The sequence below is a fragment of the Pseudoalteromonas sp. AS84 genome (assembly GCF_038900255.1).
In the GTDB taxonomy this organism is placed as follows: Bacteria; Pseudomonadota; Gammaproteobacteria; order Enterobacterales; family Alteromonadaceae; genus Pseudoalteromonas.
In genome coordinates this window covers 383877-401142 of the sequence record NZ_JBBMQY010000002.1, presented here as the reverse complement: position 1 = coordinate 401142, position 17266 = coordinate 383877, and the positions used below count along the sequence as shown (strand labels likewise).

16 protein-coding genes are annotated in these 17266 nt (G+C 39.4%); 8 read left to right on the top strand and 8 right to left on the bottom strand.

Annotated elements, in window-relative coordinates; translation table 11 throughout:
* Positions 1–80 precede the first annotated feature (80 nt).
* Positions 81–1406, bottom strand: coding sequence for a CDP-diacylglycerol--serine O-phosphatidyltransferase (gene pssA, locus WNY79_RS04095; protein WP_076924545.1), 1326 nt, complete (start codon positions 1404–1406; stop codon positions 81–83).
* 298 nt (positions 1407–1704) lie between these two features.
* On the opposite strand from pssA, the gene trxB reads away from it, so the two are divergent.
* The 4 genes from trxB to infA all read left to right on the top strand — a co-directional run bounded on the left by trxB (position 1705) and on the right by infA (position 4475).
* Positions 1705–2655 (top strand): thioredoxin-disulfide reductase, encoded by a 951-nt coding sequence (gene trxB / locus WNY79_RS04090; protein WP_008168643.1) that lies wholly within the window; start codon positions 1705–1707, stop codon positions 2653–2655.
* A gap of 97 nt (positions 2656–2752) precedes the next feature.
* Positions 2753–3469 carry a leucyl/phenylalanyl-tRNA--protein transferase gene (gene aat, locus WNY79_RS04085; RefSeq protein WP_170070795.1) on the top strand — a complete coding sequence of 239 codons (717 nt, stop codon included), beginning with the start codon at positions 2753–2755 and terminating at the stop codon, positions 3467–3469.
* Complete coding sequence (locus WNY79_RS04080) at positions 3462–4166, top strand: arginyltransferase (protein WP_010552618.1); 705 nt, start codon at positions 3462–3464, stop codon at positions 4164–4166. The genes aat and WNY79_RS04080 overlap by 8 nt, the downstream gene beginning before the upstream one ends.
* A gap of 90 nt (positions 4167–4256) precedes the next feature.
* Positions 4257–4475 (top strand): translation initiation factor IF-1, encoded by a 219-nt coding sequence (gene infA, locus WNY79_RS04075; RefSeq protein WP_002962494.1) that lies wholly within the window; start codon positions 4257–4259, stop codon positions 4473–4475.
* 213 nt (positions 4476–4688) lie between these two features.
* Here infA and clpA read toward each other — a convergent pair whose 3' ends face one another.
* On the bottom strand, positions 4689–6950 hold the full coding sequence (clpA, locus tag WNY79_RS04070) for an ATP-dependent Clp protease ATP-binding subunit ClpA (protein ID WP_170070794.1): 2262 nt from the start codon (positions 6948–6950) through the stop codon (positions 4689–4691).
* Positions 6951–7043: 93 nt separating this feature from the next.
* Complete coding sequence (gene clpS, locus WNY79_RS04065; protein WP_007585109.1) at positions 7044–7352, bottom strand: ATP-dependent Clp protease adapter ClpS; 309 nt, start codon at positions 7350–7352, stop codon at positions 7044–7046.
* A gap of 209 nt (positions 7353–7561) precedes the next feature.
* Between clpS and cspD the strand changes: the two genes are divergently transcribed.
* Entirely contained in the window at positions 7562–7780 is a 219-nt protein-coding gene (gene cspD / locus WNY79_RS04060) for a cold shock domain-containing protein CspD (protein ID WP_002962500.1), read from the top strand.
* A gap of 791 nt (positions 7781–8571) precedes the next feature.
* The gene (locus WNY79_RS04055; protein ID WP_197185784.1) at positions 8572–10794 is read left to right on the top strand and encodes an NADP-dependent isocitrate dehydrogenase; all 2223 of its coding nucleotides are present in this window, start codon (positions 8572–8574) and stop codon (positions 10792–10794) included.
* Positions 10795–10911: 117 nt separating this feature from the next.
* Here the strand turns inward: WNY79_RS04055 and WNY79_RS04050 are convergent, their stop codons facing one another.
* From WNY79_RS04050 to WNY79_RS04035, 4 genes are all read right to left on the bottom strand, one after another.
* A complete protein-coding gene (locus WNY79_RS04050; RefSeq protein WP_342875222.1) occupies positions 10912–12153 on the bottom strand; it encodes an amidohydrolase family protein in 1242 nt (413 codons plus the stop codon).
* 12 nt (positions 12154–12165) lie between these two features.
* On the bottom strand, positions 12166–13548 hold the full coding sequence (locus WNY79_RS04045; protein ID WP_342875221.1) for an amidohydrolase: 1383 nt from the start codon (positions 13546–13548) through the stop codon (positions 12166–12168).
* A gap of 100 nt (positions 13549–13648) precedes the next feature.
* Positions 13649–14434 carry a hypothetical protein gene (locus WNY79_RS04040; protein ID WP_024599033.1) on the bottom strand — a complete coding sequence of 262 codons (786 nt, stop codon included), beginning with the start codon at positions 14432–14434 and terminating at the stop codon, positions 13649–13651.
* Between the two features lie 123 nt (positions 14435–14557).
* Positions 14558–15250, bottom strand: a complete 693-nt coding sequence (locus tag WNY79_RS04035) for a DUF445 domain-containing protein (protein ID WP_197185786.1) — start codon at positions 15248–15250, stop codon at positions 14558–14560.
* A 127-nt stretch (positions 15251–15377) separates the two neighbouring features.
* Here WNY79_RS04035 and WNY79_RS04030 point away from each other — a divergent pair, with 127 nt between their 5' ends.
* Both WNY79_RS04030 and WNY79_RS04025 read left to right on the top strand, forming a co-directional pair.
* Entirely contained in the window at positions 15378–16250 is an 873-nt protein-coding gene (locus WNY79_RS04030) for a fructosamine kinase family protein (protein WP_024599031.1), read from the top strand.
* 103 nt (positions 16251–16353) lie between these two features.
* Positions 16354–16557, top strand: a complete 204-nt coding sequence (locus tag WNY79_RS04025; RefSeq protein ID WP_002962509.1) for a CPXCG motif-containing cysteine-rich protein — start codon at positions 16354–16356, stop codon at positions 16555–16557.
* A gap of 1 nt (position 16558) precedes the next feature.
* On the opposite strand, the gene WNY79_RS04020 is transcribed toward WNY79_RS04025, so the two are convergent.
* Complete coding sequence (locus tag WNY79_RS04020; protein ID WP_342875220.1) at positions 16559–17185, bottom strand: riboflavin synthase subunit alpha; 627 nt, start codon at positions 17183–17185, stop codon at positions 16559–16561.
* Positions 17186–17266: the final 81 nt, after the last annotated feature.

Sequence of the window (17266 nt, the reverse complement as noted above, 5' to 3'; positions counted from 1 at the left end):
CATAAAAAAAAGCAGCTAATTAGCTGCTTTTTTTTGTATTTAAATTTCAGATTTATATAAACTGGTTTAAATAAAATAGTTTAGATAAAACGCTTAATTATAAAATCTACTTTTACGCGCTTAGCTTGGCCAAGTAGTTTTTTAACTGGCTGCGGATAATCATCCATCGTCTCTAAATCATCTGGGCCTGTTAAACGTCGGCAGTGTTGTAAAATTTCCTGCTTTTCGTTATCAATAGCATCCATAATTGTTTGCTCTGGATCTTCTATTAAAATACCGTTTTCGATATCAAGACCCCATGCACGCGGATTTAAATTATGCCCGCTCAGTAAATGCTTTGTTCTATCTGAACATATACCTTTTAAATGAAACGAATTACTTCCATCTTTCCACAGATACACATTTAAATTACCGTTATCGATATGGCGCTTTTGCGTTTTTACAAACTTATGCAAAATAGTTTCGTACAAATAAGGTAATGCCCCTATTTTACTAAACGGCTCGCTTGGCGGTAAATAAAAGTCATTTGCTGTTTTATCCCCTACTACAATAGTCACTTGCTTACCTTGCTTTAATAATCGGCGCAGTGATCGCATAAGCGGTGCCGGAAAATTAAAGTATGGCGTATACAACACAAGCTCTTGTTCTGTGGTATCAAATAACGCTTTTATTAGTCTGTTCAGTTCGTTGTTACGCCGCCCGAGCCCTAAAAACAAGCGAATACCTAATGCTTTGGTATTTAGCTGCTCTGCTGCGTTATAACTTGCTACTTTTAAATCACGCATTAATTGCTTTTGATCAAGCTTAAAGTCATGCAAACGCTTAAGCGGTCGAGTGTCTATGCGCGGTACAGCAACTGAACTAAGCAGCTTAGTCTCAATAAAATCAACTACCGAGTCACACAGCTCGCTCTGCGTTATTAAAAAGTAGCGATCGAGTCTGTAGCGCTCGCTGTATTGCAAGTACACATTATTTAAGCTTGCGCCGCTGTAAAGTAAGGTGTCGTCAATTACAAAACCTTTTAAATGCAATACGCCAAATAACTCTTTAGCTTTTACAGGTACGCCATATACTTGTACGTTCGATTTAAACTTTTCTAAATCGTCACAGTATAAACTTGCGTTGCCGTCTGACTTATCAGCGCCAATTAATCCACGTTGCGCACGATGAAAATCCACCAGCACTTTTACTTCAAGTGCGGGGTTTGCCAATGACACACGATGCAGCGCTTCTAAAATTTCGCGGCCTGCTTCGTCATCTTGTAAATACAACGCCGTAATATAAATTCGTTTTTTTGCGTTAGCTATCAAACGTAGCAATTGCGTTCGGTAATCTTGCGCATTGGTTAAGACGTTAACGTCTTTTGAAGTCAACCCGAATGCGGGTTTTTCCTGCCAAAATAACATAGTTGCCTATTTGCTTAGGTCACATAATCTATCAGTGACAAATAAAATTAGGTAAAACATAACAAAAAAAATCAAAGGGGTCATGAATTAACGCTGTTTTATTGCCTGTTAGTCTATTTATTGAGCTACTTTGACATATTAGCTGTAAAAGCATAGAGCTCTAGTACACAATACTGCACAGCTTTTCGATTTGAGAAAAAAAATAATCGCGGATTTTGTTTACATCTGCCTTGTTTTTCTTAGAATCAAGCGCATTAATGAGCATATTGAACACAGTATTAAACGTTTAGGAAAAATAATGACTGAAGCAAAACATTGTAAGCTACTAATTTTAGGCTCTGGCCCAGCTGGTTATACTGCCGCAGTATATGCAGCACGTGCAAATTTAAACCCTGTTTTAATTACAGGCATTCAACAAGGTGGCCAATTAACCACCACTACTGAAGTTGAAAACTGGCCTGGTGATGCACACGGTTTAACAGGTCCTGCGTTAATGGATCGTATGAAAGAGCACGCTGAGCGCTTTGAAACTGAAATCATATTCGATCACATCAATAAAGTAGATGTATCTAAGCGCCCTTTCACACTAACTGGTGACCAAGGTACTTACACATGTGATGCGTTAATTATTGCAACAGGTGCTTCTGCTAAATACTTAGGCCTAGAGTCTGAAACTAATTTCCAAGGCCGTGGTGTTTCGGCGTGTGCTACCTGTGACGGCTTTTTCTATAAAGGTCAAAAAGTAGCGGTTGTTGGTGGTGGTAATACAGCGGTTGAAGAAGCGCTTTACTTATCTAACATTGCTGACGAAGTACATGTTATTCATCGTCGTGACAGTTTCCGCAGTGAAAAGATACTTGCTGACCGCCTTGCTGAAAAAGCAGCAAACGGTAACGTTGTAATGCATTACAACCGTACGCTTGACGAAGTATTAGGCGATCAAATGGGCGTAACCGGTGTGCGCATTAAAGATGCACACTCTGATGCAACTGAAGAACTTGATTTAGCCGGTGTATTTATTGCTATCGGTCACAAGCCAAATACAGATATGTTTGTTGGTCAACTAGAAATGAAAGATGGCTACTTAGTTGTAGAGTCTGGCCTTCACGGTAACGCGACTCAAACAAGCGTAGAAGGCGTTTTTGCTGCAGGTGATGTGTCAGACCACATTTACCGTCAAGCAATCACATCTGCGGGTACAGGCTGTATGGCTGCCCTTGATGCAGAGCGTTTCTTAGATAATTTATAAGCAATTAAATAAATTATTATAGGGCTGATTATTCAGCCCTTTTTTTATGTCTAAAATATAGTTACACTTTTACGATCAATTATAAAATAAGTACTGTATGAGAAATCAGCTATACCAATTAAGTGAAACCGATATAGCATTCCCCAATCCGGAATACGCATTAGAATCCCCTGATGGCTTGCTAGCAATTGGCGGAGATTTGAGCTTACCTCGCCTAAGTAATGCCTACAAAAGCGGAATATTCCCTTGGTTTAGCGAAGATGAGCCTATTATGTGGTGGTCGCCTAGCGAGCGAGGCATTTTTGAGCTTAATGATTTTCATATAAGTAAGAGCCTGCGTAAGCATTTAAAAAAGCACCCTGTAAGAGTAACCATTAATAATGCCTTCGAAGAGGTGATAGAAGCCTGTCGCGATCAGCGCCTTGATACCGATGGCACCTGGATCACCTCTGACATGCTCGACGCTTACGTTAATGCACACAATGCTGGCATTGCACATAGTTTAGAGGTGTGGAGTAACGGGGAGCTTGCAGGTGGCTTATACGGCATTATGCAAAATGGTGTTTTTTGTGGTGAGTCAATGTTTCATCATCAAACCAATTGCTCCAAGCTTGCTATGTGGGCACTTGTAAATTGGCTTAAACGTCATAATGCGCATTTTATTGATTGCCAGCTAGAAAACCCTTATTTAATGACCCTGGGTGCACAAGTAATCCCCCGTTCCACATTTTTGACTAAACTAAAAGCTGCACATAACTATACTGTTAACCCTATTATGTGGGAGCCACAAGAACTTGACGCAATCTATGAATGAACAACTTCCTGCACGTGTTGGTTTAACCCAAGAGTTTGACTGTAGTTATCTACCCAACAGACAAGAACAACTTTTAGTTATTCTTGATCCCAGTTGCTACAGCACCGACAAATTTGAGTCTTTATTAGGTTTAGGATTTCGTCGCAGTGGTAATCAAATATACCGTCCGCACTGTCCAATATGCAGCGCATGTAGTTCTGTACGTGTATTAGCACAAGACTTTATGCCCTCAAAATCGCAAAAACGTAAACTAAACAAAGCAAAAACACAGTTTGAGGTAAAATATTCAACGCAAGAGCGACCTGAGTACTATCCGCTTTATAGCAAGTACATAACGATGCGTCATCAGGATGGAAGTATGTATCCTCCTGAAAAAGAACAGTTTCAAAGTTTTTTGCTTTGCAGTTGGCTTAAGATCACATTTATTGAACTGTGGCACCAAGATACTTTAGTCGCAGTTGCTGTAACCGATTGTATGAATAGCGCTATTTCTGCAATTTACACCTTTTTTGACCCCGACTTTGAACACTATAGTTTAGGCTCTGTGATGATATTAGAGCAGCTAAAGTTTGCTAAAGAACAAAATAAACAATACGTGTACTTGGGCTATCAAATTGATGAATGCGACAAAATGAAGTACAAAACTCAGTTTTTACCTGCTCAAAAACAGCTCAATGATGAGTGGGTGGCTATTTAATTTGCAAATATAGCCCCTGCGCCTTTACTTATTGGAGTATTTTGGGCAAAATCTGCAGCGTTTAACTATTAAAGAGGTGTTACGCTAAACATGGCGAAAGAAGACGTAATCGAAATGCAAGGGACTGTCCTTGATACTTTACCAAATACAATGTTCCGAGTTGAGCTAGAAAATGGTCACGTAGTTGTGGCTCATATTTCAGGCAAAATGCGCAAAAACTATATCCGTATTTTAACCGGCGATAAAGTAACGGTAGAAATGACTCCTTACGATTTATCAAAGGGTCGTATCGTATTCCGTGCTCGCTAAGTAAGTGCGTAAACGAGATTTAGTTTTTGGCTAGTATTTAACTAGCTTTAAGCGTTTATTAAATGTAATTGATAGACATTGACTAGCAATTACATTTAATAAACAAAAAGCCCAGTTTTTACTGGGTTTTTTGTTGCCTATAAAAAGGGCAAAAAAAATGGCCCGCTATTATGTAGCGGGCCATTTTATTTAACTAAATTATTTAATTAACGTTTAAGCTGGTGTTAAATTACTCTCGTAATCAAAGCGAATCTTCTTATCTTTAACCGATACTTTAACCGTACCGCCATCAACAAGTTCACCAAATAATATTTCGTTAGCTAATTGCTTTTTAAGCTCTTCTTGAATAACACGCGCCATTGGACGTGCACCCATCGCTTTATCGTAGCCTTTATCTGCTAACCACTCACGTGCTTTGGACGTAAGCTCAAGGTTAACCGATTTTTTATCAAGCTGCGCTTGCAGTTCCACAATAAACTTATCAACCACCAGTAAAATAACTTCACGTTCAAGGTGATTAAACCAAATGATGTTATCTAAACGGTTTCTAAATTCAGGCGAGAATACTTTATTAATTTCGCCCATTGCATCATGTGTATGGTCTTGCTCTGTAAAACCAATCGACTTACGTGTAGTTTCTTGTACACCCGCATTGGTAGTCATTACAACCACTACATTTCTGAAATCAGCTTTACGACCATTGTTATCGGTTAACGTACCGTGATCCATAACCTGTAGCAAAATGTTGTAAATGTCAGGATGCGCTTTCTCAATCTCATCTAAAAGTACAACCGCATGTGGGTTTTTAATAACGGCTTCTGTTAATAAACCGCCTTGCTCAAAACCAACATACCCTGGTGGTGCACCAATTAATCGGCTTATTGCATGGCGCTCTACATACTCCGACATATCAAAACGAATAAACTCAACACCCATGCATTTAGCCAGTTGCTTAGTTACTTCTGTTTTACCCACACCGGTAGGCCCTGCAAACAAGAACGAACCTACAGGTTTTTCTTCGCTCGATAAACCAGAGCGAGATAAACGAATCGCTGATGTAAGCGCGTCAATAGATTGATCTTGCCCAAACACGAGCATTTTAAGGTTACGGTCTAGGTTTTTAAGCGTTTCTTTATCTGTTGACGAGACGCTTTGCGCAGGAATACGTGCCATTTTAGATATAATTAGTTCTATATCTGCCACACCAATGGTTTTTTTACGTTTAGAGCTAGGTTGCAGGCGCTGACTTGCACCGGCTTCATCAATTACATCTATTGCTTTATCTGGCAAGTGACGCTCATTAATGTATTTAGCACTCAGTTCTGCAGCTGCTTTTAATGCTTTTTGAGTGTAACGAATACCATGGTGCTCTTCGTAACGCTCTTTTAAGCCGTTTAATATTTTAGTGGTATCGGCAACACTTGGCTCAAGTACATCAATTTTTTGAAAGCGACGAACTAATGCACGGTCTTTCTCAAAAATATTTTTATACTCATTGTAAGTGGTTGAACCCATACAACGTAGCTTACCACTTGAAAGGAGTGGTTTAAGCAAGTTTGATGCGTCCATAACACCACCAGACGCCGCGCCGGCACCAATTATGGTATGTATTTCATCAATAAATAAAATAGAGCCTGGCTCAGCTTGCAGCTCTTTAAGTAAGCTTTTAAAGCGCTTTTCAAAGTCGCCACGATATTTAGTACCCGCAAGCAATGCACCCATATCTAGCGAGTACACAACAGCGTCTGCAATTACTTCTGGTACTTGCTTATTAACAATACGATACGCTAAGCCTTCAGCAATTGCTGTTTTACCAACGCCCGCTTCACCAACAAGTAATGGGTTATTCTTTTTACGACGACACAATACTTGTACCGTGCGCTCTACTTCGCTGTCGCGCCCGATCAGTGGGTCAATGTTACCTTCACTTGCTTGAACGTTTAAGTTAGTTGTAAAGCTGTCTAGCTTGCTTGCTTCTTCATTTTGAACTTCTTGCACTTCATCATGAATATCGTCGCTGTCGTTGCCTAAATCATCATCTGCTTTAGAAATTCCATGCGAAATAAAGTTAACGATATCTAAACGCGATACATCATGCTTTTTAAGTAAATATACAGCTTGGCTTTCTTGCTCAGAAAAAATAGCAACTAGCACATTAACGCCAGTAACTTCATTTTTACCTGACGATTGCACATGAAATACAGCGCGTTGTAATACACGTTGAAAACCAAGTGTTGGCTGAGTTTCACGTTCTTCTTCTAAATCAGGAATGACAGGTGTTGTTTCGTCAATAAATTCTAATAATTCGGTTTTTAAACCAGAAATATTAACACCACACGCGTTTAGGGCTTCTCCTGCAGAAGGATTATCTAACAGCGCAAGTAAAAGGTGCTCTACGGTCATAAACTCATGACGGCGAGTGCGCGCTTCACGAAACGCGGCATTTAATGTGAGTTCTAAGTCTTTGTTTAGCATTGGCAACCCCTTACTGAGATAATAATTTATACCACAACAATCGGATGTTTGATCACCCTAATTGGTATTTATACCAATTGTATTAAATTGGTATTATTCCTGCTCACAACTACAAAGCAGTGGATGCTCGTTATCACGCGCGTAGCGGTTAACTTGTTCAGCTTTGGTGTGGGCTACGTCAGCGCTGTAAACACCGCATATACCCTTACCTTTTTCATGAACCTGAAGCATCACGTCGGTTGCTCTATCGCTATCCATATTAAAAAACGTCGTTAAAACTTCTATTACAAAGTCCATCGGCGTGTAGTCGTCGTTATTTAAAACAACTTTATATTTTCGCGGCGGCTGTAGCTTTTGCTTTTCACTGTCGCGAACTGTGTCGATAACACCTGAATCTTTCATACCACTCATAATTAAATATAGTCTTGTCTTTGTAACTCAAGCAAACTTGAATAAAAAATAAATAAAATGTTAAAAAAATAACTCAAAACACTTGACTGGTTGGCTAAATAAACTACAGTCAAACGTAGATTGATTAAACCTTAGTCAGTCTAGCAAATAATACAATTTAGAATAACTAAATTAGTCAACTTATTGAAGGATGTAGAAGTATGGCTTGCGGTAAAGTTAAATGGTTCAACAACGCTAAAGGTTTTGGTTTCATCGTGGAAGACGGCTGCGAGAATGATATTTTCGCTCATTACTCAACAATTGTAATGGACGGTTATAAAACGCTTAAAGCTGGTCAAGATGTAACATTCGAATTAGAACAAGGACCTAAAGGTCTACACGCTAAAAATATTGCCCCAGATGGTGACATTATTGAGTGACTATTGTTTTGTTCGACTAAAGCGAGTGACCTTTTAAGATCCTCGCTTAATTCCTTAAGCACACTAACTTATCTCTTCTCCTCTATTTATTGCCTCTTTTCATCCAAATTCAACCCTTTTCCTTGAATTTATTTTATATACCCCAATGTTCTAAGAGTTGATTGTTTAACTGCTTATTGGGCATGCTCAAACTCTAGGGTCTGTTGATCTTTCAAGGTTAAATTTGCAGCAGTCTGTTTGGTATTTAGGCAAGGCAGCGCCTATGTAGTGTGGTTATTCCCCATAAATGGGCGATAACGTAGCATTAATGCCAAACAGGCGCTGCCCAAAGGGTTCTTCCTAGGGGCTATTTACTCTTTGTTGCTCGGTTTTTACTTAGCCCACTAGGTTACAAACCTCGCGCCGCGATAAAATAGCCCCTAGTTTGAACAAATTTTAATCCGCAAAGATCAACAGACCCTAGCCCTTTTTATTTAAGCTTGTTACACTCTTGGTGCTAAAAATTGCGTATTAACGCAGCAACTAATCCAACTTGTCGCCTATTCTATATGTACTAGGCTAAAGGCTGATTTATTTTTGTTAATTTTTTAGCTATAAATACAATTCCAGTTCGTCAGGTGTGACTATTCTGCTTTTATAAAAGAGCAACGCTGAGTACCAACACCTAACAAACTATTCATTACGAGCGTATGTATTCATTAACTTGTTTAATAATATGTACTCACTCATTAGTAATGATTTTCTTTGCATTGTTGAATAAGACCTTATCGGTCTACTATCTAGGAATGATGATGACATCAAAAATTATCTATACAAAAACGGACGAAGCTCCGGCACTAGCAACTTACTCGTTGCTACCGATCATCCAAGCATATACAAATGCGGCCGGTGTTGAAGTTGAAACTCGCGATATCTCATTAGCAGGTCGTGTAATTGCTAGCTTCCCTGATTATTTAACACAAGAACAACGCATTGGTGATGCACTTGCTGAACTTGGCGAGCTTGCTAAAACACCAGAAGCAAACATCATCAAATTACCAAACATCAGTGCATCTGTACCACAGCTTCGCGCTGTAATTAAAGAGCTTCAAGCAAAAGGTTACGCTCTTCCAGAATACCCTGTTGAACCTAAAAATGATGAAGAAAAAGCAATTCAAGCGGCTTACGACAAAATCAAAGGCAGTGCAGTAAACCCTGTACTACGTGAAGGTAACTCAGATCGTCGCGCACCAGGTTCTGTAAAAGAATATGCACGTAACAACCCACATTCAATGGGTGCGTGGAGCAAAGATTCAGAGTCTTATGTTGCAAGCATGAGCGAAGGCGATTTCTTTGGTTCAGAACAGTCAGTAACTGTTGATACGGCCACTGATGTACGCATTGAACATGTTGCAACTAACGGCGACGTTTCTGTACTTAAACAAAGCACGCCTCTTTTAGCTGGCGAAGTTATTGATGCATCAAGCATCAGCGCTTCTAAGCTTCAAGCTTTCTTAGCTGCTGAAATTGACGCTGCTAAAGAAAAAGGTGTTTTATTCTCGCTTCACATGAAAGCGACAATGATGAAAGTATCTGATCCAATTATCTTTGGTCACGCTGTAAAAGTATTCTACAAAGATGTATTTGCAAAACACGGTGAGCTTTTTGAAGAGCTAGGTGTTGATGTAAATAATGGTTTAGGCGATGTATATTCTAAAATTCAAACATTAGATGATGCTAAGCGCGAAGAAATTGAAGCAGACATTCAAGCTGTTTACGCTAACCGCCCTGCTATTGCTATGGTTGACTCTGATAAAGGTATTACAAACCTACACGTACCAAGTGACGTGATTATCGATGCGTCTATGCCTGCTGCAATCCGTTCAAGCGGCCAAATGTGGAATAACGATGGTAAATTACAAGACACAAGCTTTGTAATTCCAGATCGTTGTTACTCAGGTATTTACCAAGCAACTATTGATTTTTGTAAAGTAAATGGCGCGTTTGATCCAACAACTATGGGTAGCGTTCCAAACGTTGGCCTTATGGCTCAAAAAGCTGAAGAATACGGTTCACACGATAAAACGTTTGAAGCTAAAGCAGATGGTTCTATCCGTGTTGTTGATGCAAATGGCAATACATTACTTGAGCACAGTGTTGAGCAAGGCGATATTTGGCGCATGTGTCAGGTTAAAGACGCACCAATCCAAGATTGGGTTAAGCTTGCAGTAAATCGTGCACGCGCAACAGGCGTTCCTGCTATTTTCTGGTTAGATGAAAATCGTTCGCACGATGCTGAGCTAATCAAAAAAGTAAACAAATACCTACCAGATCACGATACAGCTGGCCTAGATATTCAAATTTTAGCACCGCTTGAAGCAACATTGTTCTCATTAGCGCGTATTAAAGAAGGTAAAGATACTATTTCTGTAACAGGTAACGTATTACGTGATTACCTTACAGATTTATTCCCAATTTTAGAGCTAGGTACGAGTGCTAAAATGCTTTCAATTGTTCCTCTTATGAACGGTGGCGGCTTATTTGAAACTGGCGCGGGTGGTTCTGCACCTAAGCATGTTCAACAATTCGAAAAAGAAAACCACTTACGTTGGGATTCTTTAGGTGAATTTTTAGCACTTGCTGCATCGCTTGAGCACCTAAGCGTAACTACGGGTAACAACAAAGCACAAGTACTTGCTGATACGCTAGATAAAGCGACAGGCACTTTCTTAGCAGAAAACAAGTCTCCTTCACGTAAAGTGAAAGAAATTGATAACCGTGGTTCTCATTTCTTCCTATCTTTATTCTGGGCACAAGAACTTGCTAAGCAAAATGATGACAGTGAACTTAAAGCACAGTTTACTCAAATTGCTAGCGACCTTGAGTCTAATAAAGAGCAAATCGTAAGTGAACTTAACGATGCGCAAGGTCCTGCAGTTGATTTAGGCGGTTACTTCCAGCCTAACGATGATGCAGCCTTTAAAGCGATGCGTCCAAGCACTACATTTAACGATATTCTTGCTAAATTAGTATAAATATTGGTTTAAATTTAAAAGCCGCTTACTTGTAAAAGTAAGCGGCTTTTTTGTAACCATAAAAAAAGGCTGCAGTTGCAGCCTTTTCTTTTACCTAAATAAAAATAGTAGGCAATACTATTTTGTATAGGCGCGTGGCATTTTTGAATCAGTTGTATAACGGTCACGCAGTTTATCTTGGCGAGATTGTGTAGATACCTCAACGCCATTTATAAACATTTTGCTCACGTGGCTGCTTAGTTCAAACGGGTCATTACTCCACATTACTACATCAGCGGCTTTACCTACTTCAAGACTACCGGCATTGATACCAAATACATCTGCAACGTTTGATGTAACCGCTTTTAACGCACCTTCTTGGCTCATACCATACGATACTGCATTACCAGCATCAAAACGCAGCTGATAGATATTGTGGCTTGCATCGCCACCTACCGTTAATAATACTTTAACCCCTGCTTTTTCAAGCACACCTGCATTATCTAAACTCGCATGAAGCGAATCAAAACTTGCTGGTAAGCTATCCATTGCACTAACGATCACTGGGATATTTGCTTTAGCAACTCGCTCTTTTACTACAACAGCGTCTTGTGCGCCATTAAGTACCAAGTTAATACCAAATTGCTCTTTTACTTTAATAAGCTCAATAATATCTGCCGCACGTGATACGCCAACCACTAATGGCATTTCGCCACTGAGTATTTTTGCCATTACTTTGTCTTCAGTACTTGGCTTGTCGTCATCTTTTTTAGCTTTTTTACCGGCTTTAGTTTCGTGCTCATCAAGCTTATTAATAAGTGTTTGCAAAGTAAAAGCACGAGAACCTTTACTACGCTCACCTAAGTAAACAATTAAAGCTGCTTGTTTTTGCATGTCGCTATCAAAACTACCACTTAAATCAACAACACTCGCTAGGCCCGAAAAGATGCTATCACCACCATGAGGGGTAATTACATCGCGTGTTACACCGCCTTTACGAGCATAAGGAACTAAGCTTGAATGTGCGTTGTAAGCAAGGCTTACGTCAAAATCAATACCTGCTTTTTCTTCGCCTGCATCGCGAGAGCCTGCAACTGCACTTACTTCAACTAAACCAAGTTGATTAATACTTGCAATAAAGCCTGGGGTTACAATTTGGCCCTTTGCATCAATAATTTCATCTACTTTAATTTCAGTTGGGTTAATCGCTGTAATTTTGCCATCTGTCATTACAATGCTTGCCGCTTCTAATACACCTTGATCAGATGACGTATGCAATGTTGCATTAATAATTGCTAGCGATTGTGCGCTTACAGCACCAGATGCTAATAATCCTGCAGCAACCAGAGAAAGCGAAAACGAACGTGATAAATTTTTCATTCTGGGTGCTCCTTATTGTTGACCTAACATAAAATCACTTGTTGCTTGATACGCGCTGTCGTTTCTATCGTAAACTTTTGCACCATCAACAAACACTTGTTCAGCTTTAGCATAAACACTAAATGGGCTTTGATTCCAAATAACCACATCGCCCTGCTTACCCGCTTCTAGTGAACCTGTTTTGTCATCAATACCTAACGATTTAGCAGCGTTAGCCGTGATCCATTTAATAGCGTGTTGCTCAGAAATATCAAAACCGTTTTCGTTAGCACGGTACATAACCTTGCCAGCTTCTTGGTTTAAGCGCTGAATAGTAGTATCTGAATCTGAGTGAACAACCGCACACGAGTTTTTAACCGCATCAACAATAGCTACGTTTTCTTGAACCATGTCGTAGGCTTCCATTTTAAAACCCCACCAGTCTGGCCAAAGTGCAGCACACGAACCATTTTGGGCTAGTAGGTCAGCAATTTTATATGCTTCTACACCGTGATGGAATGTGCCCGCGTCGTAATTAAATTCTTTTGACAGGTCAATCATCATTGCCATTTCTTCAGCTTTATAACAATGATTATGGATACGTACTTCGCCCTCAAGCACACCGCGAAGTGTATCGTGTTTAATGTCACGTACTGGTGCTTCTGGGTTTAAACCGGCTTCATAATCGGCATCGTATTTATCCCACGCGCGTTTGTATTCAGCGGCTTCAGCCCACGCCATACGGTAACCAGCCATATTACCCATACGGGTTGAAGGCAATACACCTTGACGACCATAAACACGTTTAGGGTTTTCACCACACGCCATTTTTAAACCGTATGGCGCACCAGGAAACTTCATACCTTGCATAGTATGTGCAGGGACGTTTTTAAGCGTAACGCCGCGTCCACCAAATAAATTAGCTGATCCTGGTAAAATTTGCAGAGAAGTAATGCCGCCTTCACGTGCACGATTAAAGCCTGGATCTTGTGGCCAAACAGAATGCTCAACCCACACTTCTGCAGTGTTAGGGCTTGTCATTTCGTTACCATCTTGATGCGACTCAACCGATGGGCTTGGGTAAGCGCCTAAATGTGAATGTACGTCGATAATACCTGGTGTTACCCATTTGCCTTGTGCATCAATTGTAATATCAGCAGTCGCATTTAAGTCTTTACCGACTTGTTGTACTTTGCCGCCAACAAGTAATACATCAGCATCATCTAAACGCTCACCAGTACCTGTAAGTACTGTTGCATTTGTAATAAGTGTGCTTGATGTAGAAACGGGCTGATAAGTACTTGGATAAGGATTTTTGTTGATTGTTATTTTATCGTCTTGCGGGCCATTTTCTTGGCAACCGACAAGTGCGGCAGCTAAGCCAACCGCTAATAAAGAAGGTGCAAATTTTTGCATGTTGTTTGGATCTCCTGTTTTTTTGCTACTTTAGCGAAAGCTAAGGAATAAAGCCAAAAAAACAGGTGAAAACGCAGTTAATTAAGATGAATTTCTGTGATTATTTCTTTATATAATTGTTATACAACTTTTCAAGCGCACCTTCGGTTGTAAGCGATGGATCTTTGCTAATAAAGTGCTTAACCGTACGCGTTACAAAATCAGAGTTTTGCTTATGTAGCTTAGAAAAATCTTTAATAAGTGTATTACCGTCTTTAGCTGCAGTTACTTTGTCATGTCGGTGGCGATACTGGCTCAATGCTTTATTAAAATCACCTTGGTAGTCTTCAACCAAAATTTTATAAAAATCACTTTTTTGTACGTTTAAATCGTTAATGCAATAATTTAGCGCCTCTTTAAAGTCGGTAAATATCATGCCCTCTACATCAAACTCTTTCGTTTTTTCACGCACTGCTACTTTGGCATCTTCTGTGGCATAACTAAAACCAGTAAACGCTAAACGCTCAGCGGCTTCTTTTCCTAATTTCATACCCGCTGCAATACTATGCGCAAACTCGTCGCTCATATCGCCAAGTTCGTTTTCTTCCCACATATTATAAACACGCAGTGGTTTTGCATATTTAGTGGCAAGCTTTTTTTTCATTTTACTAAAGCGCTCATCAATCGTCATCAGCCTTTCGTTATGTAAAAGTGCATGGCACTCATAACAAGCCGCAATAGATATAAAGTCAGCCTCTTCACCTAAATCAACAATGCTTTGTAGCATATGCAGCGGCGGACAATGGTCGCGCTCTGTCGCTTCACAGCCACAATAAAAACACTGGTTAAAATGCTGCTGATCGCAAGCGTATGCTTGCTGGTAATAACTGGCTAACGTTTTGCTCACCGTTGCTCCTAAAAAACACGACTAAATTATGGGGGCGATAATAACAGCCTGAAAAAATATGTCAGCCGTAAAAAAGCATTTAATTTAATTATTTTACAGATATCACCTAACACAGAACAGCGCTTAAATAAGCGCTGCAATTAAACCAAACAAACCACCAAACACACCACCCCATACTACAAGCCAGCCTAGGTGCTCGCGGATCATGGTTTGAATAATCTCTTTAACCATTTTAGGGGTAAGCTCATCTAGGCGCTCATCTACTAATTTAAGTACCGTTTTATGTAAACTCTCAGCACTATTACCTTGTGAAAGTGTTTGGGTTACTAATGCTTTAAAGTCGTCAGTTTGAGAGATTTCACCAAGCGACAATTGCATTTTTTCAATAAACTTTTCACGCATTGGCTCTATTGCCGCTGTGCCGCCAAACATACCTAACATGCTACCAAACTGAGATTCTTCAATAACGACAAGTAAATTGTCGAATGCAGGGTTTAAATCAACATTACTAATTATTGGCTCAAAATCGATATTAGGCTGCGCTTTATTGAGTAAATTATTAATTTTTTGCTCTGAAAAAAACTCCGTTAATATTAGGTTTCGTATAGCGACTTTAAAGCTTTCAAACTTAAGCGCTATAACGCCTGAGCCATATAAAAACGGGACTTTTTCGAATAACATATGAATAGCTAATAAATTAGTTACCGCGCCAGAAAGTGCAAATAAACCAACAGATAACACAATTGCTTGGTTAAACATAAAACCAACAACAACACATAAACCCGCTAGCAAATTGGTTATTAAACTTTTGTTCATTTTTACTCCATTACAGTCGTTGTAATTATTTATTTAAACCTAGCCGCCAATTTTACAACGATTAGATTGTTAAATTAATCTCTTTTTGCCATAGTTTAAGTATCTGTTTAAAAGGTGAACAATTATTATGTGGAAAACAGTAAATGAGCACATCAGCCAAGCTATTAATTTTGACTTTAAACACACCTATAAACGCCAATTACAAAGTACAAATACCGACAAACTATTTCATATTACCAATGGTACGCATAACTTCTTCGTTAAAATAGCATTAAAAAGCGAACTCGAGCGTTTAGAAAGTGAATTTATTGGCTTAAAGCTTTTGGCGCAAAATAGTAATTTTAAAGTCCCTGAATGTATTACAACCGGTGCAAATATAGAGTTTTCATTTATTGTTTTACAGTGGCTTATTTTAGATAAACAACCCCACAACACGTGGGCAACTATGGGAAGCAGCCTCGCTAAAATGCATCAAAAACACGACCAAGCCATGTTTGGCTTTGATGTAGACAATTACATAGCCACTACCATACAACCCAACCGATGGCACAAAAAATGGGATGTATTTTACGCCGAAGAACGTATAGGGTGGCAATTACAGCTACTCGCTGAAAAAGGCATTAACTTTATTGAACCCGAGCGCTTAATTAATGCCGTTAAAGAACAGCTGCACAGTCATCAAGTTGAGCCATCATTACTGCATGGCGATTTTTGGCGTGGAAATATGGGCTTTTTAAAAGCAGAGCCTACGGTATTTAACCCAGCTTGTTATTATGGTGATCGGGAAATCGATATTGCAATGAGCGAACTATTTGCGCCACTGCCAAAAGACTTTTATAGCGCCTATAACGCGCACTACCCGCTTTCTCAAAATTACGAAAAACGTAAGTTAATATACCAGCTATACCCTATTTTAAATCACGCTAACATCTTTGCCGGTCACTATCTTACTGAAGCTAAACAACATATAGAAAAGCTAGTATTTGAAGGCATAAAATAAGTGTCATAAGCTGCATTTCAGCACTATATTTAATGAGTAAGTAGACGTTCATCTGTAAGCGATTAAGTTGAGCCTAACTTAATTATTTATAACTGGAGTGATTATGAAAGATTTTTTATCACAACGAATAACGTGCCCACACTGCGGACACCATATTCATTTAGACCTAGACGCTAGCAGCGGCGATCAAGACTATATAGAAGATTGCACTGCCTGCTGTAACCCAATTCATTTAAATATGCATATAGACCATGCTAACAATAAATTAGAGCTACACGTAGACAGTGATGACGAACAAATATTTTAACTTAAGCCTGATGGCGTAAGTAGTTTTCTACCGTATTTACAATAGTGTAAGTTTGCTGATCAACTTCAGTGTTAAACTTGTCACCCACTTGCGCTGCACCAATGTTTGTAATGGCGAGCGTTTCCGGAATTAGGTGTAACCAAAAACCTTGTTCATCAACTTCGCCCACGGTTAAGCTTGCGCCATTTATCGCAACAAACCCTTTATACAACACATACTTTTGCCATTCTTTTGGCAGGCTTAACTGAATTTTACAATTATTCTCAAGCTTCACTAGTTGAGAAATTTGTGACGTACAATGAATATGCCCAGACACTATATGCCCACCTAGCTCAGTACCAAACGTAACAGAGCGTTCGTAATTAACTAAACTACCTAGCTCAAGCAGCCCTAAATTAGTTAGCTTTAGAGTTTCGTCAATCACATCAAAATGAACTTGCGCCACCACATCGTGATTACTTAGCTCAACTTGCACAACTGTTAAACAACAGCCATTAATAGCAATGCTTGCGCCTAAATCTAAATGCTTAACGTACTCATCGCTTACCGATACAACTAAGCGTAAAACACCGTCTGTTTGAGTTTTTGAGACCACGGTAGCTTGCGTTTGCACTATTCCTGTAAACATAAAATCACTTTAAATTATTACAAAGTGCTAGTTTAACGTATCAACTCATAAAATCATTCACTCCTGTGATTTTTATTTAAA